The 23,571-nt window shown below is 72.5% G+C and carries 24 protein-coding genes and 2 pseudogenes; 16 read left to right on the forward strand and 10 right to left on the reverse strand.

Annotation, left to right across the window (positions count from 1 at the left end):
* The first annotated feature begins 81 nt into the window (after window positions 1-81).
* Window positions 82-732, forward strand: coding sequence for a thymidine kinase (locus tag EF903_RS03205; protein WP_125541058.1), 651 nt, complete (start codon window positions 82-84; stop codon window positions 730-732).
* Between the two features lie 28 nt (window positions 733-760).
* Here EF903_RS03205 and EF903_RS03210 read toward each other — a convergent pair whose 3' ends face one another.
* On the reverse strand, window positions 761-1,573 hold the full coding sequence (locus EF903_RS03210; RefSeq protein WP_125541059.1) for a VOC family protein: 813 nt from the start codon (window positions 1,571-1,573) through the stop codon (window positions 761-763).
* 174 nt (window positions 1,574-1,747) lie between these two features.
* Here EF903_RS03210 and EF903_RS03215 point away from each other — a divergent pair, with 174 nt between their 5' ends.
* Window positions 1,748-2,593, forward strand: a complete 846-nt coding sequence (locus EF903_RS03215; RefSeq protein ID WP_125541060.1) for a sulfurtransferase — start codon at window positions 1,748-1,750, stop codon at window positions 2,591-2,593.
* Window positions 2,594-2,659: 66 nt separating this feature from the next.
* Here the strand turns inward: EF903_RS03215 and sepH are convergent, their stop codons facing one another.
* The 3 genes from sepH to EF903_RS03230 all read right to left on the reverse strand — a co-directional run bounded on the left by sepH (window position 2,660) and on the right by EF903_RS03230 (window position 6,778).
* Window positions 2,660-3,706, reverse strand: coding sequence for a septation protein SepH (sepH, locus tag EF903_RS03220; RefSeq protein WP_125541061.1), 1,047 nt, complete (start codon window positions 3,704-3,706; stop codon window positions 2,660-2,662).
* Between the two features lie 545 nt (window positions 3,707-4,251).
* Window positions 4,252-5,574 carry a D-arabinono-1,4-lactone oxidase gene (locus EF903_RS03225; RefSeq protein WP_125541062.1) on the reverse strand — a complete coding sequence of 441 codons (1,323 nt, stop codon included), beginning with the start codon at window positions 5,572-5,574 and terminating at the stop codon, window positions 4,252-4,254.
* Window positions 5,531-6,778 carry an MFS transporter gene (locus EF903_RS03230; RefSeq protein WP_125541063.1) on the reverse strand — a complete coding sequence of 416 codons (1,248 nt, stop codon included), beginning with the start codon at window positions 6,776-6,778 and terminating at the stop codon, window positions 5,531-5,533. The genes EF903_RS03225 and EF903_RS03230 overlap by 44 nt, the downstream gene beginning before the upstream one ends.
* A 169-nt stretch (window positions 6,779-6,947) precedes the next feature.
* On the opposite strand from EF903_RS03230, the gene EF903_RS03235 reads away from it, so the two are divergent.
* Entirely contained in the window at window positions 6,948-8,120 is a 1,173-nt protein-coding gene (locus EF903_RS03235; protein ID WP_125541064.1) for a ferrochelatase, read from the forward strand.
* A 40-nt stretch (window positions 8,121-8,160) separates the two neighbouring features.
* Window positions 8,161-8,991, forward strand: coding sequence for an inositol monophosphatase family protein (locus EF903_RS03240; protein ID WP_260614756.1), 831 nt, complete (start codon window positions 8,161-8,163; stop codon window positions 8,989-8,991).
* Window positions 8,992-9,063: 72 nt separating this feature from the next.
* Here EF903_RS03240 and EF903_RS33800 read toward each other — a convergent pair whose 3' ends face one another.
* Window positions 9,064-9,231: a hypothetical protein gene (locus EF903_RS33800; protein WP_174250360.1), complete on the reverse strand. Its 168-nt coding sequence runs from the start codon at window positions 9,229-9,231 to the stop codon at window positions 9,064-9,066.
* 243 nt (window positions 9,232-9,474) lie between these two features.
* On the opposite strand from EF903_RS33800, the gene EF903_RS03245 reads away from it, so the two are divergent.
* From EF903_RS03245 to EF903_RS03260, 4 genes are all read left to right on the forward strand, one after another.
* Entirely contained in the window at window positions 9,475-10,128 is a 654-nt protein-coding gene (locus EF903_RS03245; protein ID WP_114054575.1) for a response regulator transcription factor, read from the forward strand.
* 5 nt (window positions 10,129-10,133) lie between these two features.
* Window positions 10,134-11,384, forward strand: coding sequence for a HAMP domain-containing sensor histidine kinase (locus EF903_RS03250; RefSeq protein ID WP_125541066.1), 1,251 nt, complete (start codon window positions 10,134-10,136; stop codon window positions 11,382-11,384).
* Between the two features lie 392 nt (window positions 11,385-11,776).
* Entirely contained in the window at window positions 11,777-12,073 is a 297-nt protein-coding gene (locus EF903_RS03255) for a DUF4193 domain-containing protein (protein ID WP_114054577.1), read from the forward strand.
* Between the two features lie 12 nt (window positions 12,074-12,085).
* Window positions 12,086-13,033, forward strand: coding sequence for a hypothetical protein (locus tag EF903_RS03260; protein ID WP_125541067.1), 948 nt, complete (start codon window positions 12,086-12,088; stop codon window positions 13,031-13,033).
* A gap of 70 nt (window positions 13,034-13,103) precedes the next feature.
* Here EF903_RS03260 and EF903_RS03265 read toward each other — a convergent pair whose 3' ends face one another.
* Complete coding sequence (locus EF903_RS03265; RefSeq protein ID WP_125541068.1) at window positions 13,104-13,565, reverse strand: DUF3093 domain-containing protein; 462 nt, start codon at window positions 13,563-13,565, stop codon at window positions 13,104-13,106.
* A gap of 58 nt (window positions 13,566-13,623) precedes the next feature.
* Between EF903_RS03265 and EF903_RS03270 the strand changes: the two genes are divergently transcribed.
* The 5 genes from EF903_RS03270 to EF903_RS03290 all read left to right on the forward strand — a co-directional run bounded on the left by EF903_RS03270 (window position 13,624) and on the right by EF903_RS03290 (window position 16,764).
* Window positions 13,624-14,208, forward strand: a complete 585-nt coding sequence (locus EF903_RS03270; RefSeq protein WP_125541069.1) for a PaaI family thioesterase — start codon at window positions 13,624-13,626, stop codon at window positions 14,206-14,208.
* A complete protein-coding gene (gene dut, locus EF903_RS03275) occupies window positions 14,208-14,747 on the forward strand; it encodes a dUTP diphosphatase (protein WP_125541070.1) in 540 nt (179 codons plus the stop codon). Before EF903_RS03270 ends, dut begins: the two co-directional genes overlap by 1 nt.
* Before the next feature lies 1 nt (window position 14,748).
* On the forward strand, window positions 14,749-15,528 hold the full coding sequence (locus EF903_RS03280) for a DUF3710 domain-containing protein (protein WP_125541071.1): 780 nt from the start codon (window positions 14,749-14,751) through the stop codon (window positions 15,526-15,528).
* Window positions 15,529-15,732: 204 nt separating this feature from the next.
* Window positions 15,733-16,152: an OB-fold nucleic acid binding domain-containing protein gene (locus tag EF903_RS03285; protein WP_114054583.1), complete on the forward strand. Its 420-nt coding sequence runs from the start codon at window positions 15,733-15,735 to the stop codon at window positions 16,150-16,152.
* Between the two features lie 3 nt (window positions 16,153-16,155).
* Window positions 16,156-16,764, forward strand: coding sequence for a DUF3159 domain-containing protein (locus EF903_RS03290; RefSeq protein WP_260614757.1), 609 nt, complete (start codon window positions 16,156-16,158; stop codon window positions 16,762-16,764).
* 123 nt (window positions 16,765-16,887) lie between these two features.
* Here the strand turns inward: EF903_RS03290 and EF903_RS03295 are convergent, their stop codons facing one another.
* The gene (locus tag EF903_RS03295; protein ID WP_125541072.1) at window positions 16,888-17,553 is read right to left on the reverse strand and encodes a TrkA family potassium uptake protein; all 666 of its coding nucleotides are present in this window, start codon (window positions 17,551-17,553) and stop codon (window positions 16,888-16,890) included.
* On the reverse strand, window positions 17,550-18,218 hold the full coding sequence (locus EF903_RS03300) for a TrkA family potassium uptake protein (protein WP_125541073.1): 669 nt from the start codon (window positions 18,216-18,218) through the stop codon (window positions 17,550-17,552). Before EF903_RS03300 ends, EF903_RS03295 begins: the two co-directional genes overlap by 4 nt.
* Before the next feature lie 199 nt (window positions 18,219-18,417).
* Here EF903_RS03300 and EF903_RS03305 point away from each other — a divergent pair, with 199 nt between their 5' ends.
* The 3 genes and pseudogenes from EF903_RS03305 to EF903_RS34965 all read left to right on the forward strand — a co-directional run.
* The gene (locus EF903_RS03305) at window positions 18,418-20,469 is read left to right on the forward strand and encodes an APC family permease (protein WP_125541074.1); all 2,052 of its coding nucleotides are present in this window, start codon (window positions 18,418-18,420) and stop codon (window positions 20,467-20,469) included.
* A 132-nt stretch (window positions 20,470-20,601) separates the two neighbouring features.
* Window positions 20,602-21,933 carry a class I SAM-dependent RNA methyltransferase gene (locus tag EF903_RS03310; protein WP_125541075.1) on the forward strand — a complete coding sequence of 444 codons (1,332 nt, stop codon included), beginning with the start codon at window positions 20,602-20,604 and terminating at the stop codon, window positions 21,931-21,933.
* 532 nt (window positions 21,934-22,465) lie between these two features.
* Window positions 22,466-22,758 (forward strand): annotated as a pseudogene (locus EF903_RS34965) (transposase family protein); the annotation flags it as partial.
* On the opposite strand, the pseudogene EF903_RS03320 reads toward EF903_RS34965, so the two are convergent.
* Together EF903_RS03320 and EF903_RS03325 are read right to left on the reverse strand one after the other, a co-directional pair.
* Window positions 22,737-22,961 (reverse strand): annotated as a pseudogene (locus EF903_RS03320) (hypothetical protein); the annotation flags it as partial. The pseudogenes EF903_RS34965 and EF903_RS03320 sit on opposite strands and share 22 nt — an antisense overlap.
* Before the next feature lie 135 nt (window positions 22,962-23,096).
* Window positions 23,097-23,564, reverse strand: a complete 468-nt coding sequence (locus EF903_RS03325; protein ID WP_125541076.1) for a hypothetical protein — start codon at window positions 23,562-23,564, stop codon at window positions 23,097-23,099.
* Window positions 23,565-23,571 lie beyond the last annotated feature (7 nt).

Raw genomic sequence — 23,571 nt, forward strand, 5'->3', positions numbered from 1 at the left:
ACCGCGTCCGTGACCAGCCCCAGGCGCGAGGAGAGCTTGCCCTCGCCCGCCGACCACGACCCGAAAGGTCCCGTTCCCTCCATGCCCGAATTGGTGTTTTTCTCCGGAACCATGGACTGCGGAAAGAGCACGCTGGCGCTGCAGATCACCCACAACCGCTCGGCCCGCGGCCTCCAGGGCGTGATCTTCACCCGCCAGGACAGGGCGGGCGAGGGCAAGCTCTCCTCGCGCCTGGGGCTGGTCACGGACGCGGTCGAGGTCGGGGACTCGATGGACCTGTACGCCTACCTCGTCGGCGAGCTCTCCCGGGGCGGCAGGGCGGACTACGTCATCGTCGACGAGGCCCAGTTCCTCGCACCCGGGCAGATCGACCAGCTGGCCCGCATCGTCGACGACCTCGACATGGACGTCTTCGCCTTCGGCATCACCACCGACTTCCGCACCAAGCTCTTCCCCGGCTCGCAGCGGCTCATCGAGCTCGCCGACCGCATCGAGCAGCTCCAGGTCGAGGCCCTCTGCTGGTGCGGGGCCCGCGCCACGCACAACGCCCGCACGGTGGGCGGGCGGATGGTCGTCGAGGGCGCCCAGGTCGTCGTCGGAGACGTCAACCGGCCCGCCGAGGAGGTCGGTTACGAGGTGCTGTGCCGCCGGCACCACCGGCGCCGCATGACCTCGGCCTCCGCGCACGCCGCCGCCCTCTCCCCGGACGTCCTGCCGGTGGGCCGCGCCTGACCGGTGCAGGGCGGCCCCGGGCGGCGGGTCAGCGCGGGGCGGGGCGGCGCTCGACCAGGGCCAGGAGGGCGCCCTCCGGGTCCGCGACCGTCGCGACCCGGCCCGTCAGGCCCTCGCGGGGCGGCTGGACCACACTGCCGCCGAGGCGGCGGACCTGCGCCGCGGCGGCGTCGGCGTCGTCGACGGCGAAGTACGTCATCCAGTGCGGCCCCCGGTCGTGCGGCAGCGAGCGGCCCACCCCGTGCACCGCGGCGACCGGACGTCCTTCCAGCGCCAGGGTCAGGTAGTCGAAGTCCGCGCCCGATGCGAGGCCTTCGGGGGCCGTGCCGTGCTCCGCCGCGTGCCCGAAGACGTGCGCGTAGAACTTGCCCACGGTCGAGGTGTCCTGGGTGACGAGCTCCGCCCACACGGGCGTGCCGTGCGGTCCGGACAGCTGGGTTCCGGCGCTGCCGTCGGCCTGCCAGATCCCGAGGACCGCGCCCAGCGGGTCGGAGCAGATCGCGAGGCGCCCGGCGTCGCCGCCCGCGTCGAGCGGCCCGACGGCGACGGTGCCGCCGCAGGAGCGGACGGCCTCCGCCGCCGCGTCGACGTCGTCGGTGGCGAAGTACGTCGTCCAGGCCACCGGGAGGTCCCGGTCCGGCGGCATCTCCCCGATGCCGGCGACCTCGCGGCCGTCGAGCAGGGCGCGCACATACGGCCCGAAGGGGGCGGGGCCGGGCTCGTACTCCCAGCCGAACAGCTCGCCGTAGAACGCCTCGGCGGCGCCGAGGGTGTGGACCATCAGACTCGACCAGCAGGGTGTGCCGGGCGGGCGCCGCGTGTCCTGCACTGCGTCGGTCATGTAAGCCGTCTCCTCGGTCGTCGGACATCGGGACCAGATGGTTCCACCCCGCCCGCTCCGGCGCGCCCCGACCCGGCCGAGAATCGCTGGAGCGGGCGGAGATGACCGGATCAGTGCGCCGGTCGGCGGCGGCCCCGCCCCCGCATGCACCCGAGAGGGAGGAAGATGGGCCGTATGACTGCGAACTCTGCGATCGTCTCCGCCTCCGCCCTCGCCGCGGAACTGGCCGGTCCGCGGCCGCCGGTGCTCCTCGACGTCCGCTGGCGGCTGGGCGGGCCGAACCAGCGCCCCGCCTACGACGCCGGGCACCTGCCGGGCGCCGTGTACGTGGACCTCGACCGCGAACTGGCAGGTCCGCCGGGGGCGGGCGGGCGCCATCCGCTGCCCGACACGGAGGAGTTCGGGGCCGCTATGCGGCGCGCCGGCGTCTGCGCGGACGTCCCGGTCGTCGTCTACGACGGCGGGCAGGGGTGGGCGGCGGCACGCGCCTGGTGGCTGCTGCGCTGGACCGGTCACCCGCAGGTGAGGGTCCTGGACGGCGGGCTGGCCGCCTGGACGGCCGCCGGAGGCGAGGTGACATCCGAAGCCGCCGCCCCGGTCCAAGGCGATTTCAAGCCAACTCCCGGCGCAATGGGGCTGCTCGATGCGGACGGGGCGGCCGCCCTGGCCCGTGAAGGGGTCCTGCTGGACGCGCGGGCGGGGGAGCGGTACCGCGGCGAGGTCGAGCCGATCGACCCGGTCGGCGGCCACATCCCCGGCGCGCTGTCGGCGCCCACCACGGACAACACCGGCCCGGACGGGCTCTTCCTGCCCGCCGCCGACCTGCGGGCGCGGTTCGCGGGACTGGGCGCCGCCGGCGGGGCCCCGGTCGGCGTGTACTGCGGCTCGGGCGTCTCGGGCGCGCACGAGGTGCTGGCGCTGGAGGTGGCCGGGATCGGCGCCGCGCTGTACGCGGGCAGCTGGTCGGAATGGTCCGCGGACCCGCAGCGGCCGGTGGCCACGGGACCGGACCCGCAGTAGGGCGCGGCGCACCGGCGCCCGGCCCCGCCTGGTGCCGCGGCGGGCCGGACTGCCCGCCGGGGGCTGCTACTCCTGCTTCTTGCGGCGGGTGCCGAAGACGATCTCGTCCCAGCTCGGCACCGCCGCGCGGCGGCCCGGGCGGACGCCGTCGGCCTCGGCCTGCCGGTCGGTCGTGCCGGTGAGGCGGTCGCGGTGGCCGGCCACCGTGCGCGGCATGAGCACGTCCGCGTACGCGGTGCCCGCGCCCGCCGACGCCGAGGCGGCCGGGGGCTCCTCCGCCTCCGCCTCCTCGGCGGGGGTGTCGGTGCGCTCGGGGACCACGAGGTCGCCGCGGAAGCTCGGCACCGCCTCCAGCAGGCTCGTCAGCGAGTCCCGCTCCTCCTCCGGCTCCGGCGCGGGCGCGACAGGCCGCTCCGGCCGGTCCAGCGTGCGGTCGAGGGGCCGGTCCCGCGGCAGGCGCGCGATCCGCGGCACGAACGGGAAGCTCGGCTCCGGGGCCGCCGGCAGGTCGTCCGCCTCGCCGATCAGCGAGCGGGCCTCGTCGTCCACGGCGACGACGAGGCGGCGCGGCGGGTCGTAGGTCCAGCTCGCCGAGTGCGTCTCGCCCGCCACCCGGTAGACGAGCAGGACCTCCCAGGTGCCGTCGTCGCGGCGCCAGGAGTCCCAGTGCACGGTGTCCTTGTCGACGCCGCGCAGCAGCAGGCGCTCCTGCACGGCCTCGCCGAGCTGCGGTCCGGTGTTCTCGCCGGGCCGGCGCACGGGCGTCTTGCGGGCCCGCTCCGCCATGAAGGCGCGCTCGGCCAGCACCGGCCCCTCGAAGCGGCGCACGCGCTCGACGGGGATGCCGGCGAGTTGGGCGACCTCCTCCGCGGAGGCACCGGCCCGTATGCGGGCCTGGATGTCGCGGGGGCGGAGGTGGCTCTCGACCTCGATCTCGATCTGGTTCAGGCGCGCGCGGTCGTTGCGCACGGCAGCGCGAAGCCGCTCGTCGATCGGAAGCGTGTACTCCGTGCTGTCCGCAGCCTTGAGCACCAGTCGTGTGCCGTCATTCGAGACGGCCACGACACGCAGTTCGGGCATGGGGACCTCCCGGGTGGTGCCTGCCGACGTCACGTGCGTCGCTGCTTCCGCTAGTCGAGTGTGGCCTGCCCGGGTGCAGCCTGCCACAACCTTGCCGAGTTCAACCGGCGTGTCGGGCATGCGCCCTTGATCGCCGTTATGGCACGGTTACCTGTTGGGTACGCACAGTGACCGATTGGTTACTGTGCGCACAGGCGCCCGTGCGCTGTCGCGGCATCACCGGTCCGAGTGCCGCATGTCCATCAGCCGGCCCCCTCACCCGGGTCCGGACAGCCGAAAGGAAGGACGGCCCCAGGGCTCGCCACAGTACTCCATTCGGGCCACCGGGGTGGACCGCCGCGCCGCCGAACTTGTCACCGGCGGCGCACTTCGGCCTGCCCGGGATCCGGCCGGACCGGCAACTGCACCCCATTTCGGGCGTCTTGCTCCACGGAATCCCCGGAAACGGAACAACCCCCTCACTCCGCGTGGCGGCCCTCCTGCCGCCCCGTCACCGCCGGTCCGCCACGGGTGTGATGGAGATCGCGGGCGGCCCGGCGGCCCGAACGCCGCCCGCCGCGGGCGGTTCCGAGGGGGTGTCAGCCGCCGAGCACCCGGCGCAGGTAGTCGTTGCCGAAGAGCCGGTCGGGGTCCAGCCGGTCGCGCAGCGCGGTGAACTCCCCGAACCGGGGGTAGGCGGCGGCCAGGTACTCCGCCCCGCGGGTGTGCACCTTGCCCCAGTGCGGGCGGCCCCCGTACGCGGTGAAGATGCGCTCGGCGGCCGTGAAGTACGCCTGGTACGGGGTGCCCCGGTACATGTGCACCGCGATGTACGCCGTCTCCCGCCCCTCGGCCGTGGACAGCGTGATGTCGTCCGCCGGCGCCGTGCGGACCTCCACGGGGAAGCTGATCCGCAGCCGCGAGCGGTCGACCGCCGCCTTCAGCTCCCGCAGCGCCCCGACCGCGTGCTCGCGCGGGAGGGCGTACTCCATCTCCACGAAGCGGACCCGGCGCGGGCTGGTGAAGACCTTGTACGGGATGTCCGTGTACGTGCGGGCGGACAGGGCGCGGCTGGCGACGCGCGCGATGGCCGGGATGGCCGCCGGGACCGCGCGGCCCAGGGAGTTGGCCGCCTGGAAGACGCCGTTCGACAGCAGCTCGTCCTCGATCCAGGCGCTCACCGGTCCGGGCGGGGCGGCGGGGCCCTGGCTGCGGTTGTTGCGCTTGGTGTTGCAGTTGCCGGTGTGCGGGAACCAGTAGAACTCGAAGTGCTCGTTCTCCGCGACGTGCTCGTCGAACTCGGCGGTCACCCGGTCGAAGCGCATCGGCTCCTCGCGGGCGGTCAGGTGGAAGAGGGGCTCCACCGCGAAGGTGAGGGCCGTGGTGATCCCGAGCGCGCCGAGGCCGACCCGGGCGGCGGCGAAGACCTCGGGGTTCTCCTTCTCCGAGCAGGCCAGCAGCCGCCCGTCCGCCGTGACCATCTCCAGGCCGCGGAGCTGGGCGGCGAGCGAGGCGGAGTCGCGGCCGGTGCCGTGGGTGCCGGTGGAGACGGCCCCGGAGACCGTCTGCTCCATGATGTCGCCCATGTTGGCGAGCGAGAGGCCCTCGGCCGCGAGGGCCCGGTTGAGGTCCTTCAGGGCCGTTCCCGCGGCGACCGCCACCGTGCCCGCGGCCCGGTCGATCCCGAGGATCCCGGTCAGCGCCTGCGGGCGCACCATGACGCCGTCGGTGGCGGCGGCCGCCGTGAAGGAGTGGCCGGTGCCGACCGCCTTCACCCGCAGCCCGTCCTCGGCGGCCCGCCGCACCGCCTCCTGCACCTCGCCCACCGATGCCGGGGCCACCACCCGGGCCGGTGCGGCCGTGATGTTCCCGGCCCAGTTACGCCACGAGGCCCCGTACCTTGCCGCTGTCGCCGTCCCCATCGCCCGAGGGCTCCTCCCCTTGCGCCGGCCTCGCGAGCCGGCGGTATCCCGCGAACGCGACCGCCGCCGCGGCGGCCCCCGCCGAGATGGAGACGACGTACCCGCTCCTCGCCCCCGCCGCGTCGACGACCCAGCCGGCCACGGAGGAGCCGAGCGCGACCCCGACCGCGAGGCCGGTGCTGATCCAGGTCATGCCCTCGGTCAGCTTCGCGCGTGGTACGTGCGCCTCGATCAGGGCCATCGTGGTGATCATCGTGGGAGCGATGGCGAGGCCCGAGACGAAGAGCGCCACGGCCAGAATCGGAAGGTTCCCGGCCAGTAGGAGGGGGATCATACTCACGGCCATCGCACAGATGCCCAGGATCCAGCGGTGTTCGGCCTTGCCCTTGAAGCGGATCAGGCCGAAAGCGATGCCCGCGAGGCAGGATCCGAGCGCCCAAACCGCCAGAACCAGGCCGGATACGGACTTGGAACCGCGCTCCTCGGCGAAGGCGAGGGTCGCCACGTCGATCGAGCCGAAGATGGCTCCGGTCGCCACGAAGGTGCCGGCGAGCACCTGCAGGCCGGGGGAGCGCAGCGCGGACGACCGGTCGGCCTGGGTGTCGCGGGGGTGCGGCTCGGGCTCGGTGCCGCGCAGCGCGGTCAGCCACCAGACGCCCACCATGAGGCAGACGAGCGCCACCAGCGGTCCGGCCTCCGGGAACCAGCTGGCGGACAGCATCGTCGCGAGCGGCGGGCCGAAGATGAAGCACACCTCGTCGACGACGGACTCGAAGGAGTACGCGGTGTGCAGGTGCGGGGTGTCGCGGTGGATGGCGGTCCAGCGGGCGCGGACCATCGAGCCCACGCTGGGGACGCAGCCGGCGACGACCGCGAAGAGGAAGAGCGTCCAGTCCGGCCATCCCTGCGAGGCGGCGACCAGCAGCCCGGAGACCGCGGCCCCGGCGATCAGGGTCGCCGGGCGCAGCACGCGCCGCTGGCCGTACTGGTCGACCAGGCGGGAGACCTGCGGGCCGACGACCGCGGCGGAGAGGGCCAGGGTCGCCGTGAGCGCGCCGGCCAGCGTGTAGCGGCCGGTGAGCTCGGAGACCATCGTGAGGATGCCGAGGCCGACCATGGACAGCGGCATGCGGCCGATGAATCCGGCGACGCTGAACGCCTTGGTGCCGGGCGCGTCGAAGATCGCGCGATAGGGACTGGGCAAGGTGCGCTCCGTGGGGGACGTCGCTGGCCCATACAGGTTATGGCCGCTCACGGGGCTCTGCACGGGTTTGTTCCAGACAGGAAGTAAGGCTCACCTTATCCGTGTCCGGTGCGGGGGACGCGGCGGGCCCGATTCCCGGCGGGGGGCGCCGGGTGGCAGGATGCGACGCATGTCTGACCAGCTCCGTGCCGAAGCCGCCCCCTCGCCGGCCCGAGGGCCCGCAGCGCCCTACGACGCCCTCCTGCTCCTCTCGTTCGGCGGCCCCGAGGGCCCCGACGACGTCGTCCCCTTCCTGGAGAACGTCACCCGCGGGCGCGGCATCCCGCGGGAGCGGCTCAAGGAGGTCGGCAGCCACTACTACGGGTTCGGCGGGGTCAGCCCGATCAACGCGCAGAACCGCGAGCTGCTGGAGGCACTGCGCAAGGACTTCGCCGAGCACGGGGTGGACGTGCCGGTGTACTGGGGCAACCGGAACTGGGCCCCGTACCTCGACGACGTGATGCGGGAGATGGCCGCCGACGGGCGCCGCCGCATCGCCGTCCTCGCCACCAGCGCGTACGCCTCGTACTCGGGGTGCCGCCAGTACCGCGAGAACCTGGCGGACGCCCTGGCGCTGCTGGAGCGTGAGGGCGCGGCGGAGCTGCCGCGGGTCGACAAGCTGCGCCACTACTTCAACCACCCCGGCTTCCTGCAGCCGATGATCGAGGGCGTGCTGGCGGCCCTGGAGCAGCTGCCGCAGGAGGTCCGCGCCGGGGCGCACCTCGCCTTCACCACCCACTCCATCCCGACCGCCGCCGCGGACGCCTCCGGTCCGGTCCCGGGGCACACCGAGGGCGGCGAGGGCGGCGCGTACGTCCGCCAGCACCTGGACGCGGCCGCCGTGATCGCGGACGCGGTCCGCGCGAAGACGGGCCTGGAGCTGCCCTGGCGGCTGGTCTACCAGTCCCGCAGCGGCGCCCCGCACATCCCCTGGCTGGAGCCGGACATCTGCGACCACCTGGAGGAGCTGCACGCCGCCGGGGCGCCGGCGGCGGTGATGGTGCCGATCGGCTTCGTCTCCGACCACATGGAGGTCCTGTACGACCTCGACACGGAGGCCGCGGCCAAGGCGGCTGAGCTGGGCCTGCCGACGGTGCGCTCGGCGACCGTGGGCGCCGACCCGCGCTTCGCGGCGGCGGTCCGGGAGCTGCTGCTGGAGCGGGCGGCGGCCGAGCGCGGCGAGGCCGTCGAGCGGTGCGCGCTGGGCCGGCTCGGGCCGAGCCACGACGTGTGCCCGGTGGGATGCTGCCCGGCGCGCGGCGCCCGGCCGGCGGCGGCCGGCGCCGACAGCCCGTACGCGTAGGGACGGCGCGGGCATGGCATCGGAGGCGGAGGAGCGGGACGTGTCGAAGACGCAGGACGGAGCGGCGGCCGCGCCCGCGGGTCTGGCCGAGGAGCTGCTCGACGTGGCGCTGGAGGCGGCCCGGCGGGCCGGGGCGCTGCTGCGGGACGGCCGGCCTGCCGACCTGGGGGTGGCGGCGGTCAAGAGCAGCCCCATCGACGTGGTGACCGAGATGGACATCGCGGCGGAGAAGCTCGTCGCCGAAGTCCTGGAGCGGCGCCGTCCGCAGGACGGCCTCCTCGGCGAGGAGGGCGCGGACCGCCCCGGCACGAGCGGGGTGCGCTGGATCGTGGACCCCCTGGACGGCACCGTGAACTACCTCTACGGCCTGCCGAGCTGGAGCGTCTCGATCGCGGCCGAGTACCGCGGCGAGACGCTGGTCGGCGTCGTGGAGGTGCCGATGCGGGCCGAGACCTTCCGGGCGGTGCGCGGGGGCGGCGCCCTGCTCGGCGGGCAGCGGCTGGCCTGCCGGGCGGCGGCCCCGCTGGACCAGGCCCTGGTGGCCACCGGCTTCGCCTACCTCCAGGAGCGCAAGGAGCAGCAGGCCGAGGTCGTCCGGCGGATCCTCCCGCGGGTGCGGGACGTCCGGCGCGGCGGCTCGGCCGCGATCGACCTGTGCGACGTGGCCGCGGGGCGGCTGGACGCGTACTACGAGCGCGGACTCAACCCCTGGGACCTCGCCGCTGGCGAGCTGATCGCCCGCGAGGCCGGGGCGCTGACCGGAGGGCGGCCCGGCCGGCCGGCCTCCGGGGAGCTGGCGCTCGCCGCGACGCCCGCGGTCTTCGCGGCGCTCGCGCCGCTGCTGGAGGAGGCCGGGGCCTGGCACGACTAGTGCCGCCCGTGTCCCCGCCCGGGCATGAGGGGACCCCGGCAGCACGGCGGCCGCCGGGGTCCGGGTGGCGTCTCAGCAGGCGGAGACGGGAACTCCGTGCTCGGCGGCGAGGCGCTGGAGGTCCTCCAGCTCCGCCTGTTCCACGTCCGCGAGGAAGTCGTCGCCCGCTTCACGGGCGTGGCGGAGGTCGGACTGCGTGGTCCTGATGCGCTGCAGCAGACCCGCGGTGAATGCGTCCATGGTGGGTTCGCCCCCTCTTCGTGGTCGCGGCGGCACAGGGATGCCCGCCGTCAGGGAGTGGTCGGGGTGTGCTGACGTCCTCCCCTGCACCCTGGGCGCAGAAACCTCGGGAGGCGAGGGAATCCCCAGTTCCGCCCCGGATGACCTCCCGAGTGGCGCCTTACAGCCGGTTTACGGCCGAAAGGGGCAGGATGGGCGGCGCAATCACACGTGTGCCCTGGGGGCTCGGAGGAAGGAAACGACGTGCGCGTACTCGTCGTCGAGGACGAGCAGCTGCTCGCCGATGCGGTGGCCACCGGACTGCGCCGCGAGGCCATGGCCGTGGACGTCGTGTACGACGGCGCCGCGGCGCTGGAGCGCGTCGGTGTCAACGACTACGACGTCGTCGTCCTCGACCGGGACCTGCCGCTCGTCCACGGGGACGACGTCTGCCGCAGGATCGTCGAGCTCGGCATGCCCACGCGGGTGCTGATGCTGACGGCCTCGGGGGACGTCAGCGACCGCGTGGAGGGCCTGGAGCTGGGGGCGGACGACTACCTGCCCAAGCCGTTCGCGTTCAGCGAGCTGACCGCCCGCGTGCGGGCGCTGGGCCGGCGCACCACGGTCGCCCTGCCGCCCGTGCTGGAGCGCGCCGGGATCCGGCTCGACCCGAACCGGCGGGAGGTCTTCCGCGAGGGCCGCGAGGTGCAGCTGGCCCCGAAGGAGTTCGCGGTGCTGGAGGTGCTCATGCGCAGCGAGGGCACCGTGGTCTCCGCCGAGCAGCTGCTGGAGAAGGCATGGGACGAGAACACCGACCCCTTCACCAACGTGGTGCGGGTGACGGTCATGACCCTGCGGCGCAAGCTCGGGGAGCCCCCGGTCATCGTGACCGTCCCGGGCTCCGGCTACCGGATCTGACGCGGGTGGCAGCGACCCCGGCGCCACCGACCGCGCCGCCGAAACCGACCTGGGACCCCGGCCAGCCCGAGGGTCCCTTCCCTTGGCTGCGGCCCACGATCCGGATAAGGCTCACCCTGCTGTACGGCGGGATGTTCCTGATCGCCGGCATCCTGCTGCTGTCGATCATCTACCTGCTGGCCGCGCAGGCGCTGCGGGAGGGCAACGCCCTGCCGTTCAAGATCGTCAGCATCAGCGGGCAGAAGGTCGTCGTCTCCAGCCCGACCTGTCCCGGCGTGGGCCCGGAGCAGACGGTCGACCAGTTCCACGCCGCCATCCAGGCCTGCATGCTGGAACAGCGCCGGCACGCCCTGGACGACCTCCTCAGCCGCTCGCTCATGGCGCTGCTGGGGCTGAGCGTCATCGCCTTCGCCTTCGGCTACGCCATGGCCGGCCGCGTGCTCTCGCCGCTCGGCAAGATCACGCGGACGGCGCGCCGCGTCGTCGGCTCCGACCTGACGCGGCGGATCGAGCTGGACGGGCCGGACGACGAGCTCAAGGAGCTCGCCGACACCTTCGACGAGATGCTCGACCGCCTGGAGCGGGCCTTCACCGCCCAGCAGCGGTTCGTCGCCAACGCCTCGCACGAGCTGCGCACCCCCTTGGCGATCAACCGGACGCTGCTGGAGGTGCACCTGTCGGACCCCGGGGCTCCGGTCGAGCTCCAGCAGCTCGGCAAGACCCTGCTCGCGACGAACGAGCGCAGCGAGCAGCTGGTCGAGGGGCTGCTGCTGCTGGCCCGCAGCGAGAACCAGATAGTCGAGCGCAAGCCGGTCGACCTGGCGGAGGTCGCCTCGCGCGCCATCGACCAGGCGCGGGCGGAGGCCGCGGCCAAGGGCGTGGAGATCCGGGGCGAGCGCGCCTCGGCCGTCGTCCAGGGCAACGGCGTGCTGCTGGAGCGGATCGCGCTGAACCTGGTGCAGAACGCCGTGCGCTACAACGTGCCGGAGGGCGGCTGGGTGGAGGTCACCACGGAGGCCGTGCCCGGCCACGCGGTGCTCGTCGTGTCGAACACCGGGCCCGTGGTCCCGGCGTACGAGGTGGACAACCTCTTCGAGCCCTTCAGGCGGCTGCGTACCGAGCGAACGGGCAGCGACAAGGGTGTCGGCCTCGGCCTGTCGATCGCGCGCTCCGTGGCGCGCGCACACGGCGGCCGGATCACCGCGGTCCCGAGAGACGGCGGCGGGCTCGTGATGCGTGTCACGCTGCCGCTGTGAGCACCGCATCTTTGTTCGCCGTCGGCTGAATAGCTGCCGTGTGAACAAGTTGAACCCTGTGTGATCGATCACATTGTCGAGTGTGGGGCCATGTGCGTTCAGTGACCCGTGGATGCCGTGGAACCGCCGGAAAGTCCGGGAAGTCCGGGTTTCCGGTCCCCCGGACGGCGGAAAGTACACCGGGTGGTGCTTGTGCAAGACGGACCCAGGACCGTGTACGGTCCCGGTCGTCATCCCAGCCGGTCGCCCCTTCAGGCGCGCGGCTTGGGTGTCGATTGAGTAACAGACCTTGATGTGAGGCAAAATCTCCGCCTCAGGTCGGGCACAAGTCCGGCCTCTCGCGCGTTACGTGCGCTGAGACACCGCTAAATCCCAGAGGGGGAGAGCGAAACATGGCAACGGACTACGACACCCCACGCAAGACCGACGACGACGTCGACAACGACAGCATCGAGGAGCTGAAGGCCCGGAGGAACGAGAAGTCGTCCTCCAGCGTCGACATCGACGACTTCGACGCCGTCGAGGGCATGGAGCTGCCCGGCGCGGACCTTTCCAACGAGGAGCTGGCCGTCCGGGTCCTGCCCAAGCAGGCGGACGAGTTCACCTGCATGAGCTGCTTCCTGGTGCACCACCGCAGCCAGCTCGCGCGCGAGAAGAACGGTCAGCCGATCTGCCGCGACTGCGACTGAGAGGCGTCGGCCGTGACCGGCTCGACACCGTTTCGGAAGCGCCGCTTCCGAAAGCCCGGTGAAAGGGCGGAGCCGCAGACGGGAGCCACGGGCCCGGCGACGGGCCCAGCAGCTCCCGGCGCACCCGCCGTCCTCCCGACCGCCGTTCCCGGACCCCCGGCGGACGCGGGGACCGGCGCAGGGGCCCCGGAGCGGGCCGCAGCCCGGCGGCTGCAAGCCGTCAGGAACGGTGTGCGGAAGGGCGGCGCGAGCGCCAGGGCCGCCGCCCTGTACATCACCGACCGCCTCGTCGAGGTGGCCCCGCGCATCCCGGTGCGGGACCTGGCCGCCCTCCGCGCCCAGTTCCCCGGCCTCGGCCCCGACCAGATCGCCGACAAGCTGATCGCAGGAGCCGCCAAGGGCACTTCCACCGTGGGAGCCGGCATCGGCGCCGCCGCCATGCTCCCGACCCCGCCCGCGATGCCCGCGGAGCTCGCCGCCGAGATCCTCGGCGTCGCGGCGATCGAGCTGAAGCTCATCGCCGAGCTGCACGAGGTGTACGGCCTGCGGCCGCCCGGCAGCGCCAGGGAACGCAGCACCGCCTACCTCACCGCGTGGACCGAGGAGCGCGGTGTCGACTGGAAGAAGCCGGCGACCGTCAACGCCGCCCTCGGCGGGCAGATGCGGCGCGAGCTGCGCCAGCAGATCACCAAGCGGATGCTCCGCAACCTGCCCAACCTGATCCCCTTCATGGTCGGCGCGGCCGTCGGCGCGCTCATGAACCGCCGCGACACCCGCAGGCTCGCCGAGAAGGTCCGCGGCGACCTGCGGAGCCGAGCCGTGCCCTGGGACGCCCTGTCCGCGCTCCCGCGCCTGGACAAGCCCGCACAGCCCCTCCCCGGCGGCCTGGCCGACGTCCTCGGGGAACCCCGGCCCGACGGCGGGCCCGAAGGGACCGGCGCACGGGATCCGCGGACCTGACGGACAACCCCGCGAAACGCCGGCGGACGCGATGAGGCTTCGGCTCCCGGCCCGGACCCGCCGGCTCCGGTCAGGCCGCGGACCGCGCCGACCGGATCGCCGCCGCCAGGGCCTCGGGCGCGCGCGTGGAGACGTACACGTACGGGGTCGGGTCGGCCGGGTCCACCACCGGGATCCGCAGCGCCGTCGGCACGTAGCTGCGCATCAGCATGAAGGCGCGCGAGTCCGCCTTGTACGTGCGCCAGGCGCGCGCCTCCTCCGCGTCCAGGACCTCCGGCTCCCCGAGCGCCGCCACCGGGATCCGCGCATCACCCGCCGCGAGCGCGCCTCCCACCACGCGCACGCGCGCGGAGCCGTAGCTGCTGACCAGGATCCCCGCCAGCGCCGAACCGCCGACCAGCCCCGCGAGCAGCGGCAGCAGGCCGAGAGGCAGCAGCATCAGCGCGCACGCCAGACCGATCAGGGCGGCGATGGCCCACCAGGAGCGGGGTGCGGTCAGGCGTTCGTCGTGGTGCGCGGGGGAGAGCTGCATGCCCCCAAGCCTGCCACGGGGCGACCGGCGGGTAGCGGCGCGGGTAAGGTCTGCGCCTGTGAGTGGACGAAACACAGCGCTGACGCCCCCGGAAGACGCCGCCGCGCCGGTCCGGCACCCCGACGCGCCGGCGCCCGGCGAGCTGCTCGGCGCGCACTACGAGCACTGCTTCGGGTGCGGCGGCGGACAGCCGCACGGCCTCCACCTTCAGGCGCGCGCGGGCGACGGCGTGAGCGTCACCGCCGAGTTCACCGTACGGCCCGCCCACCAGGGGGCGCCGGGCCTCGCGCACGGCGGCGTGCTCGCCACCGCGCTCGACGAGACCCTCGGCTCCCTGAACTGGCTGCTGCGCGTCATCGCCGTGACCGGGCGGCTGGAGACCGACTTCGTGCGGCCCGTGCCCGTCGGCACCGTCCTGCGCCTGGAGGCCGAGGTGACGGCCGTGGCCGGCCGCAAGATCTACGGCACGGCCGTCGGCCGCATAGGCGGGCCCGGCGGTCCCGTCGCCGTGCGCGCGGACGCGCTCTTCATCGAGGTGAAGGTCGACCACTTCATCGACAACGGTCGTCCCGAGGAGATCCGGGCGGCGATGGCCGACCCGGACCAGGTCAGGCGCGCACGCGCCTTCGAGGTGAACCCCTGATGGCTCAGCACAACCCCAACCACCCCGTCGACGTGCTGATCAGGCGCGTCGACCCCGAGGTGCCGATCCCCGCGTACGGGCACCCCGGCGACGCCGGCTGCGACCTGGTGACCACGCAGGCCGCCGACCTCGCACCCGGCGAGCGCGCCGTCCTGCCCACCGGCGTCTCGATCGCCCTGCCCGACGGGTACGCGGCCTTCGTGCACCCCCGCTCCGGGCTCGCCGCCCGCTGCGGCCTCGCGCTCGTGAATGCCCCGGGGACGGTCGATGCCGGGTACCGTGGGGAGATCAAGGTGATCGTGGTCAATCTCGACCCGCGCGAGAGCGTCCGGTTCGAGCGCTTCGACCGCATTGCCCAGCTGGTTGTCCAGCGGGTCGAGAAGGTGCGCTTCCACGAGGTGGCGGAACTTCCCGGCTCGGCCCGGGCCGAGGGGGGTTTCGGCTCCACCGGCGGTCATGCGGCCGTGGCCGGATCCGGCGCTGGTCAGCAGGGTGGGAATGGCTACGCTTCGGTCGTATCCGACCGGGAAGGACAGTGACGTGTTCGGACGTCGCAAGAAGAACGACTCCGCCCAGGACGGCGGCGCGGCCGAGCAGGTCGTGGACGGCGTGGCTGCCGACGAGCAGGAGGGCGGCGAGGAGCTGGAGACCGCCCCCCGCCGGGTGAACCTGCCGCCGGCCCCGCGGCCCGACGGGCCGTGGGACGTCACCGAGGTGCCCGGGTCGCCGGCCGAGGGCCGGGTCGACCTCGGCGGCATCCTCGTACCGGGTGTCGAGGGCATGGAACTGCGCGTCGAGGTCGCCGGCGACGCGATCGTCGCCGCGACGGTCGTCCTCGGCGACAGCGCCGTGCAGCTCCAGGCGTTCGCCGCACCCAAGAAGGAAGGCATCTGGGGCGAGGTCCGCGACGAGATCGCCGCGGGCATCATCCAGCAGGGCGGCCTCATCGACGAGGTCGAGGGCCCGCTCGGCTGGGAGCTGCGCGCCCAGGTTCCCGTACCCATGCCCGACGGGCAGACCGGCGCCCAGCTGGTCCGCTTCGTCGGCGTCGACGGCCCGCGCTGGTTCCTGCGCGGCGTCATCTCCGGCCAGGCGGCGGTGCGACCCGAGTCCGCCGGCCTGCTGGAGCAGATCTTCCGGGACACCGTCATCGTCCGCGGCGACGGCCCCATGGCCCCGCGCGACCCGATCGTGCTGAAGCTGCCGAACGACGCCCAGATGGTGCCGGACGGCGTGCAGACCGAGGCGCAGGAGGGCTCCCGCTTCTCCGGCGGCATGGGCCAGCTGGAGCGCGGCCCGGAGATCACCGAAGTCCGCTGACACCGGCCGCGGCGGCGCGGGCACCCGCACGGACCGCGCACCGCGGGCACGGCACGCAGGAGGCCCCGGGCCGCACCCCCTCACGGGGCGCGGCCCGGGGCCTCCCGCACTCCCGGCACGCCCCCGCCCGGCCCGGCCCGGGCGGCCGCTGCGGCGGGCTGCGGGACTTCGAACGGGGCCCGGCGCGCCGGTACGCTTCGAGGTATGAGTGCTGAACCGCGTCCCGAGAAGTCCGCCAAGCCGGTCAGGCCGGCGGGCCGGTTCCGCCGGATGATAGAGCGGCTCTCCACCTCCCAGGAGGACCTGCATTCGGCGGAGCTCCAGGAGGACGCAGAGGCCGCGGGGTGCACGCGGATCTGCGACTGCCACGACCGGGAGATAGTCAAGGTCACCGGAACCCTGCGCACCGTCACGCTCCGGCCTCGGGCCGGCGTCCCGGCGCTGGAGGCGGAGCTGTTCGACGGCTCCGCCGCGCTGGACGTGGTCTGGCTCGGCCGTCGCTCGATCGTGGGAATCGAGCCCGGCCGCCGCATGATCGCCTCCGGGCGGATCTCGATGAGCCACGGCCGCAGGGTCCTCTTCAACCCGAAGTACGAACTCCGACCGCTCGGACAGGAGCACTGACCGGTGACGCCACTCGACGAAACCCCGCCCGCGCAGGATCCGCAGTCCGCCGCGGGCGCGGTGGCCGTGGTGCTGGTGGTGGTCCGGCTGCTGCGCAAGGACACCGTCAAGCACGCCTTCAGCGGGGTCTTCGGCGTCGGCGTCGGCGTCGCGTTCGCGCTGTTCACCGGCAGCGCCAAGGGCTTCTACCTGCCCGGCATGATCTACGGCGCGGGGCTCGGCCTGGCCTTCACCCTCTCGGCGCTGGTCGGTTTCCCGCTGCTGGGCGTGATCCTCGGCCCCGTCTTCCGGGAGAACATGTCCTGGCGGACCCGCAACCCCGGCCGCAAGAAGGCCTACACCAAGGCCAGCCTGGCCTGGGGCATCATCTTCCTCGCCAAGTACGCGATCCTCTTCCCGCTGTACTGGTGGGGCGACGCGACCCAGCTCGGCTGGGTGCTGATCGCGCTCAAGCTGCCGCCGATGCTGCTGGCCGTCTACTTCACGTGGGTGTTCCTCGCCAAGGCGCCGCCGCCGATCGACGTCATCGCCGAGTACGAGGCGGAGGAGGCCGAGCGGAAGGCCGCCAAGGCGAAGGCCGGGACGGCGCGGCCCGGCGAGCCTCAGGACTGAGGCCCCCCTGCCGGCTCCCGCCGCCTCCCGCCGGTCGGGGGCCCGGGGCTGCGTACGCAACGGAACGGAGGAGGGGCGGGGCAGCCGGTCGCCGGCCGCCCCGCCCCTCCCGCGTACCCGGGCTCAGGGGCGCGGGGCCTGCAGCAGGTCCTCCAGCTGCTGCTCGCGCGCCTGCGTGGCGACGAACAGCAGCTCGTCCCCCGCCTCCAGCGTCTCCTCGGCGTGCGGGGTGAGCACCCGGTTGCCGCGGATGATCGTCACGAGCGAGGTGTCCTCGGGCCAGGTGATCTCGCCGAACTGCCGGCCGGCCACCGCGGACTCCGCGGGCAGCGTCAGCTCCACCAGGTTGGCGTCGCCGTGGCTGAAGCGCAGCAGCCGCACCAGGTCGCCGACGCTGACGGCCTCCTCGACCAGCGCGGACATCAGGCGCGGCGTGGACACCGCGACGTCGACGCCCCAGGCCTCGTTGAAGAGCCACTCGTTCTTCGGGTTGTTCACGCGCGCCACCACGCGCGGCACCCCGTACTCGGTCTTGGCCAGCAGGGAGACGACCAGGTTCACCTTGTCGTCGCCCGTCGCGGCGATGACGACGTTGCAGCGCTGCAGCGCCGCCTCGTCCAGCGAGGTGATCTCGCAGGCGTCGGCCAGCAGCCACTCGGCCTGCGGGACCCGCTCCACCGAGATGGCGGTCGGCGCCTTGTCGACCAGCAGCACCTCGTGCCCGTTCTCCAGCAGCTCGCCCGCGATGGAACGGCCCACCGCGCCGGCTCCGGCGATCGCGACCCTCATGCGTGTGCCTCCTCGGGGCCGTCGGCGAACGCCGCCTCGACCTTGTCGATCTCGTCCGTGCGCATCATCACGTGGACGAGGTCGCCTTCCTGGAGCACGGTCTGCGAGCTCGGCAGCACGGCCTCGCCGAGGCGCGTGAGGAACGCCACGCGCACGCCCGTCTCGTCCTGGAGGCGGCTGACCTTCTGCCCGATCCACGCGGGGGAGGTGTGCACCTCGGCGAGCTGGACCGCGCCGCTCGGATCGCGCCACAGCGGCTCGGCGCCCGACGGCAGCAGCCGGCGCAGCATCTGGTCGGCGGTCCACCGCACGGTCGCCACGGTCGGGATGCCCAGGCGCTGGTAGACCTCGGCCCGCTTGGGGTCGTAGATGCGGGCCGCGACGTTCTCCACGCCGAACATCTCGCGTGCCACGCGGGCGGCGATGATGTTGGAATTGTCACCACTGCTGACCGCCGCGAACGCCCCCGCGTCCTCGATCCCGGCCTCGCGCAGCGTGTCCTGGTCGAAGCCGACGCCGGTGACGCGGCGGCCGCCGAATCCGGCTCCCAGCCGACGGAATGCGGTGGGGTCCTGGTCGATGACCGCGACCGTATGCCCCTGCTGTTCCAAGGTCTGCGCGAGGGCGGAGCCCACCCTTCCGCAGCCCATAATGACGATGTGCACGGCCGTCCTTCCGGCTGTTCAGCGCTCGCTGGTTCCCAGCCTCATATGCATCTCTGGCTTAACAGGGTCTCAGACCACCGCCCAAGCTACACACGGGCGGTCGCCCTTGCGGCCCGTTGGAGGGCACTCGGAGCGCAATGCCGCGCAAAGCGCGGCGGGGGGTTCGTCAGGCCGATTTCGAACGCTTACGATCCTGTCCGTGTCCAAACTGACCGACGTGCCCAAACGGATCCTGATCGGCCGGGCGCTGCGCAGCGACCGCCTCGGGGAAACACTGCTCCCGAAGAGGATCGCCCTACCCGTCTTCGCCTCCGACCCGCTCTCCTCCGTGGCGTACGCGCCCGGAGAGGTGCTGCTGGTCCTGTCCATCGCAGGCGTGTCGGCCTACCAGTACAGCCCGTGGATCGCCGCCGCCGTCGTCGTGCTGATGTTCACGGTGGTCGCCTCGTACCGGCAGAACGTGCACGCGTACCCCAGCGGCGGCGGGGACTACGAGGTCGCGAACACCAACCTGGGCCCGAAGGCCGGACTCACCGTCGCGAGCGCCCTGCTCGTCGACTATGTGCTCACCGTGGCCGTCTCGATCTCCTCCGGAGTCGAAAACCTCGGCTCCGCATGGCATTTCGTGATCGAGCACAAAGTGTTCAGCGCGATGATCATGATTCTGCTGCTGACGCTGATGAACCTGCGCGGCGTCAAGGAGTCGGGCAAGCTCTTCGCGATTCCCACGTACGTTTTCGTCGCCGGCGTCTTCATCATGATCGCCTGGGGTGCCTGGCGGGGAATCGTCCTCGACGAGACCATGCACGCCCCCACCTCCGACCTGGAGATCAAGCCCGAGCACCAGGGGATCGCCGGGTTCGCCCTGGTCTTCCTGCTGCTGCGCGCCTTCTCATCCGGCTGCGCCGCCCTCACCGGCGTCGAGGCGATCAGCAACGGCGTCCCCGCCTTCCGCAAGCCGAAGAGCCGCAACGCCGCCGGCACGCTGCTGCTCATGGGCGTCCTGGCCGTCACCATGTTCTGCGGGATCATCGGCCTCGCCATGGCCACGGACGTGCGGATGGCCGAGCACCCGGCCCAGGACCTGCTCCGCGACGGCGTCCCCGTCGGCGAGAGCTACGTCCAGGACCCGGTCATCTCCCAGGTCGCCGAGGCCGTCTTCGGCCACGGCAGCATCCTCTTCATGATCCTCGCCGCGGGAACGGCCCTCGTGCTCTTCCTCGCCGCGAACACCGCCTACAACGGCTTCCCGCTGCTCGGCTCGATCCTGGCGCAGGACCGCTACCTGCCGCGCCAGCTCCACACCCGCGGCGACCGCCTCGCCTTCTCCAACGGCATCGTGCTGCTCGCCGGCGCGGCCATGCTGCTGGTGTGGCTGTACGACGCCGACTCGACCAAGCTGATCCAGCTCTACATCGTCGGCGTGTTCGTCTCCTTCACCCTCAGCCAGATCGGCATGGTCCGGCACTGGAACCGGCACCTGGCCGCCGAGCGCGACCCCGCCGCCCGCCGCCGGATGATCCGCTCCCGCGCCATCAACGCCTTCGGCGCCACCTTCACCGGGCTCGTGCTCGTCGTCGTCCTCGCGACGAAGTTCACCCACGGCGCCTGGGTCGCCCTGCTCGGCATGGTGATCTTCTACGGGACGATGACCGCCATCCGGAAGCACTACGACCGGGTGTCCCGGGAGATCGCCGCCGCCGAAGGCCCCAGCGACGACAGCGTGCGCCCGTCCCGGGTCCACTCCATCGTCCTCGTCTCCAAGGTCCACAAGCCGACGCTGCGCGCGCTCGCCTTCGCCAAGCTGACCCGCTCCGACACCCTCGAAGCGCTCAGCATCAGCGTCGACCCGGCCGAGACCAAGGCCCTGCGGGAGGAGTGGGAGCGGCGCGGGATCAACGTCCCGCTGAAGATCCTGGACTCCCCGTACCGCGAGATCACCCGCCCCGTCATCGAGTACGTCAAGGGCCTGCGCACCGAGAACCCGCGCGACGCGGTCAGCGTGTACATCCCCGAGTACGTCGTCGGCCGCTGGTACGAGCACCTGCTGCACAACCAGAGCGCGCTGCGGCTGAAGGGCCGGCTGCTGTTCACGCCGGGCGTGATGGTGACGTCCGTCCCCTACCAGCTGGAATCCTCCGAGCTGGCGAAGCGGCGGGCGCGGAAGCGGGCCGAGTGGAACGCCCCCGGAGCGGTGCGCCGCGGCCCCGTGGACACACCGCGGACGGGGAACGACCGCAGCGGGAAGTAGCCGGGGGCGTACGGGGTGGCGTACGGCCGGACGGGATCCACGTAGACTGGTGGGTCGGCCGTCCGGCCGTCCGCGCGACCGGGCCCGCAGCCCTTCCCGCCCCCCTTCCACGACCTTGGAGCACCCCCGGCCATGACCGAGCAGAACGAGAAGCAGTCACTGGTCGGGGAGGAGTACGAGGTCGAGGTCGGCCCCGTCGCGCACGGCGGCCACTGCATCGCCCGGACCGCCGACGGCCGCGTCCTCTTCGTCCGCCACACCCTGCCCGGCGAGAAGGTCGTCGCCAAGGTCACGGAAGGCGACACCGACTCCCGCTTCCTGCGTGCCGACGCGGTCACCGTCCTCGAAGCCTCCAAGGACCGCGTCGAGGCCCCGTGCCCGTACGCCGGCCCCGGCCGGTGCGGCGGCTGCGACTGGCAGCACGCCAAGCCGGGCGCGCAGCGCCGCCTCAAGGGCGAGGTCGTCGCCGAGCAGCTGCGCCGGCTGGCCGGGCTCACGCCCGAGGAGGCCGGCTGGGACGGCACCGTCGCCCCCGCCGAGGGCGACAAGGTCCCCGCGGGCCAGGTCCCGCAGTGGCGCACCCGCGTCCAGTACGCCGTGGACGCCGAGGGCCGCGCCGGCCTGCGCAAGCACCGCTCGCACGACGTCGAGCCCATCGACCACTGCATGATCGCGGCGCCCGGCGTCTCCGAACTCGGCATCGAGAAGCGCGAGTGGCCGCAGATGGCGACGGTCGAGGCGATCGCCGCGACCGGCTCGCACGACCGCCAGGTCGTCCTCACCCCCCGCCCCGGCGGCCGCCTCCCCCTGGTCGAACTCGACAAGCCGGTCTCCGTCCTCCGCGTGGAGGAGAAGGACGGCGCGACGCACCGCGTCCACGGCCGCCCCTTCGTCCGCGAGCGCGCCGACGGCCGCACCTACCGCGTCGGCATGGGCGGCTTCTGGCAGGTCCACCCGCAGGCCGCCGACACCCTGATCCGCGCCGTCATGCAGGGCCTGATGCCCCGCAAGGGCGAGATGGCCCTCGACCTGTACTGCGGCGTCGGCATCTTCGCCGGAGCCCTCGCCGAGCGCCTCGGCGAGACGGGCGCGGTCCTCGGCATCGAGTCGGGCAAGCGCGCGGTGGAGGACGCCCGGCACAACCTGGCGGACTTCCCCCGCGTCCGCATCGAGCAGGGCAAGGTCGAAACGGTCCTCCCGCGCACCGGCATCACGGAGTGCGACCTGGTCGTCCTGGACCCGCCCCGCGCGGGCGCGGGCAAGCAGACGGTCCGCCACGTGGCCTCCCTGTCGGCCCGCCGCATCGCCTACGTGGCCTGCGACCCGGCGGCCCTGGCCCGCGACCTGTCGTACTTCGCGGAAGCCGGCTACAAGCCCCGCACACTCCGCGTCTTCGACCTCTTCCCGATGACGCACCACGTCGAGTGCGTGGCGATCCTTGAGCCGGCCGCGAAGGGCTCCTGACCTGTGATTTTGCCCGTGCATATTATGAGCGGTGTGGGTGTTACGGGCGATATCTTGATGCTCATTTGACGCCCCACCGGCCAATTTATTGACAGATCATCAGCAAAGCCTGACAGGTAATCAGCAGTGAAGGATCGTCTCCTGAGCCTGTTCAGCATGATGGCGGAGAGGCTTCTCGCTCCTTGAGGGCGGTTGGGTACAAAGCCGCTTGGCCGCCGAGCCGGCTTCCTGTTCTTTCGTTACGTTCTGTGATTGTAGTGGAAGATGCGCGCGGCCCGTGCGGCGTTCCGCCGCCGGTTCCGTGAGCTGATGAGACGGCTGAGGACCCGGCGGCGGTGGTGCTGGACAATAGGGAGCGGATCGCACTGCGGAGCCCGCAGGTCGAGGAAACCGTTCCGTTACTCCACTGGTGAGGTTGCGACCCGAGCTGCTGCTCAGGCCGGTGCCCACCCGCTGCTGCCGCAGCCTCACCATGGCTTTTTCCAACCTGGTTCTGAAGTCCAGCAGTTGGGCTGACAGACGGGTGAAGCCGATGGTAGATGGGTTTTCGGCCAAGAACACCGTCTCCACTAGAACCTTCACGGGCTTGTCTACGTCGGGCGTCGACGTGTCTAGCTCCGCCCTTCGCTTCCTCGCCCAGGAGTTGCGGCGGCACCGCCGCGCGATCGGCTCCCGGTGGCGGCGCCTGACCGCCGGCCGCCGGGCCCTGGCCACCCTCGCCCATATGCGGACGGACACATCCATGCCCAGCTCGCGGCCCGATTCGGCGTCGGCACCACGACCGCGTACCGCTACATCACCGACATCACCGACATCAGCGCCAGCCGGCCCAGCGACCACGCGGGCCTGCCCCTGACAGGAAACAGGGCGGCGAACTGCTCGTCGGTGAATAGCACTCTCAGCTCGTCCCGGAGCCGGATCGCCGGGCTCTCCTTCGGGAAAGCCGCCCTGGCCACCCGCACCGTCTCGCCCGGCACTCCCCCGGCTCCCTCGGCTGCATGAACACCCGCGCCCTCCCCAAACGGCAACGTCGGCCTTCAAGACCACAACCAGGTCTTGAAGGCCGACGTCACGCAGACCCCGGATTACCCTTCGGCATCCTCAAAGTTCGGGGCCTTTCTCGCCGCAGGGCCGCCTTGGTCCCTCGGATTGGACGGACAGCATTAATGGGCGTGGTTCAGATATTCCGAGATCTTGCTTTTCTGGAACTCGATGGCGGCGACGCACTTTCGGTTGGCCGCCTCCGACTCCAAGGTCCACTCCGGAATTTCCTCCCGGTCGAGAATTCCCTCATAGCAGAACGAAAGTACGCCATAAAGGACTTCGCCCGTCAATCCGCCGGGGGCCTCACTGCAGGCGAGGATCGCAGACAGGAGATGTGAAGTGCCCGACTCGTCCGCATTCTCTTCGACCTCCCCGAACCCTTCGAGCATATCGTCCGGGAGCTCGAGCTTCTCGTGGTGAGCAGCCACTCCGTCCCGTCCGATGCGCAGGGCGGTCTCAATGTATTCCCGAACGTCATCCGTTTCGATCGAACCAAAGGACTCGAAAGTCCAATCCAGGACCTCGACGGCCATTTCCAGCCTTCGCGTCGGCCGAATCTCCTGCAGACGCGCCTCGAAGAACTCCATCTCCTGA

It is taken from the genome of Streptomyces sp. WAC05292, assembly GCF_003949955.1.
GTDB lineage: Bacteria > Actinomycetota > Actinomycetes > Streptomycetales > Streptomycetaceae > Streptomyces > Streptomyces globosus.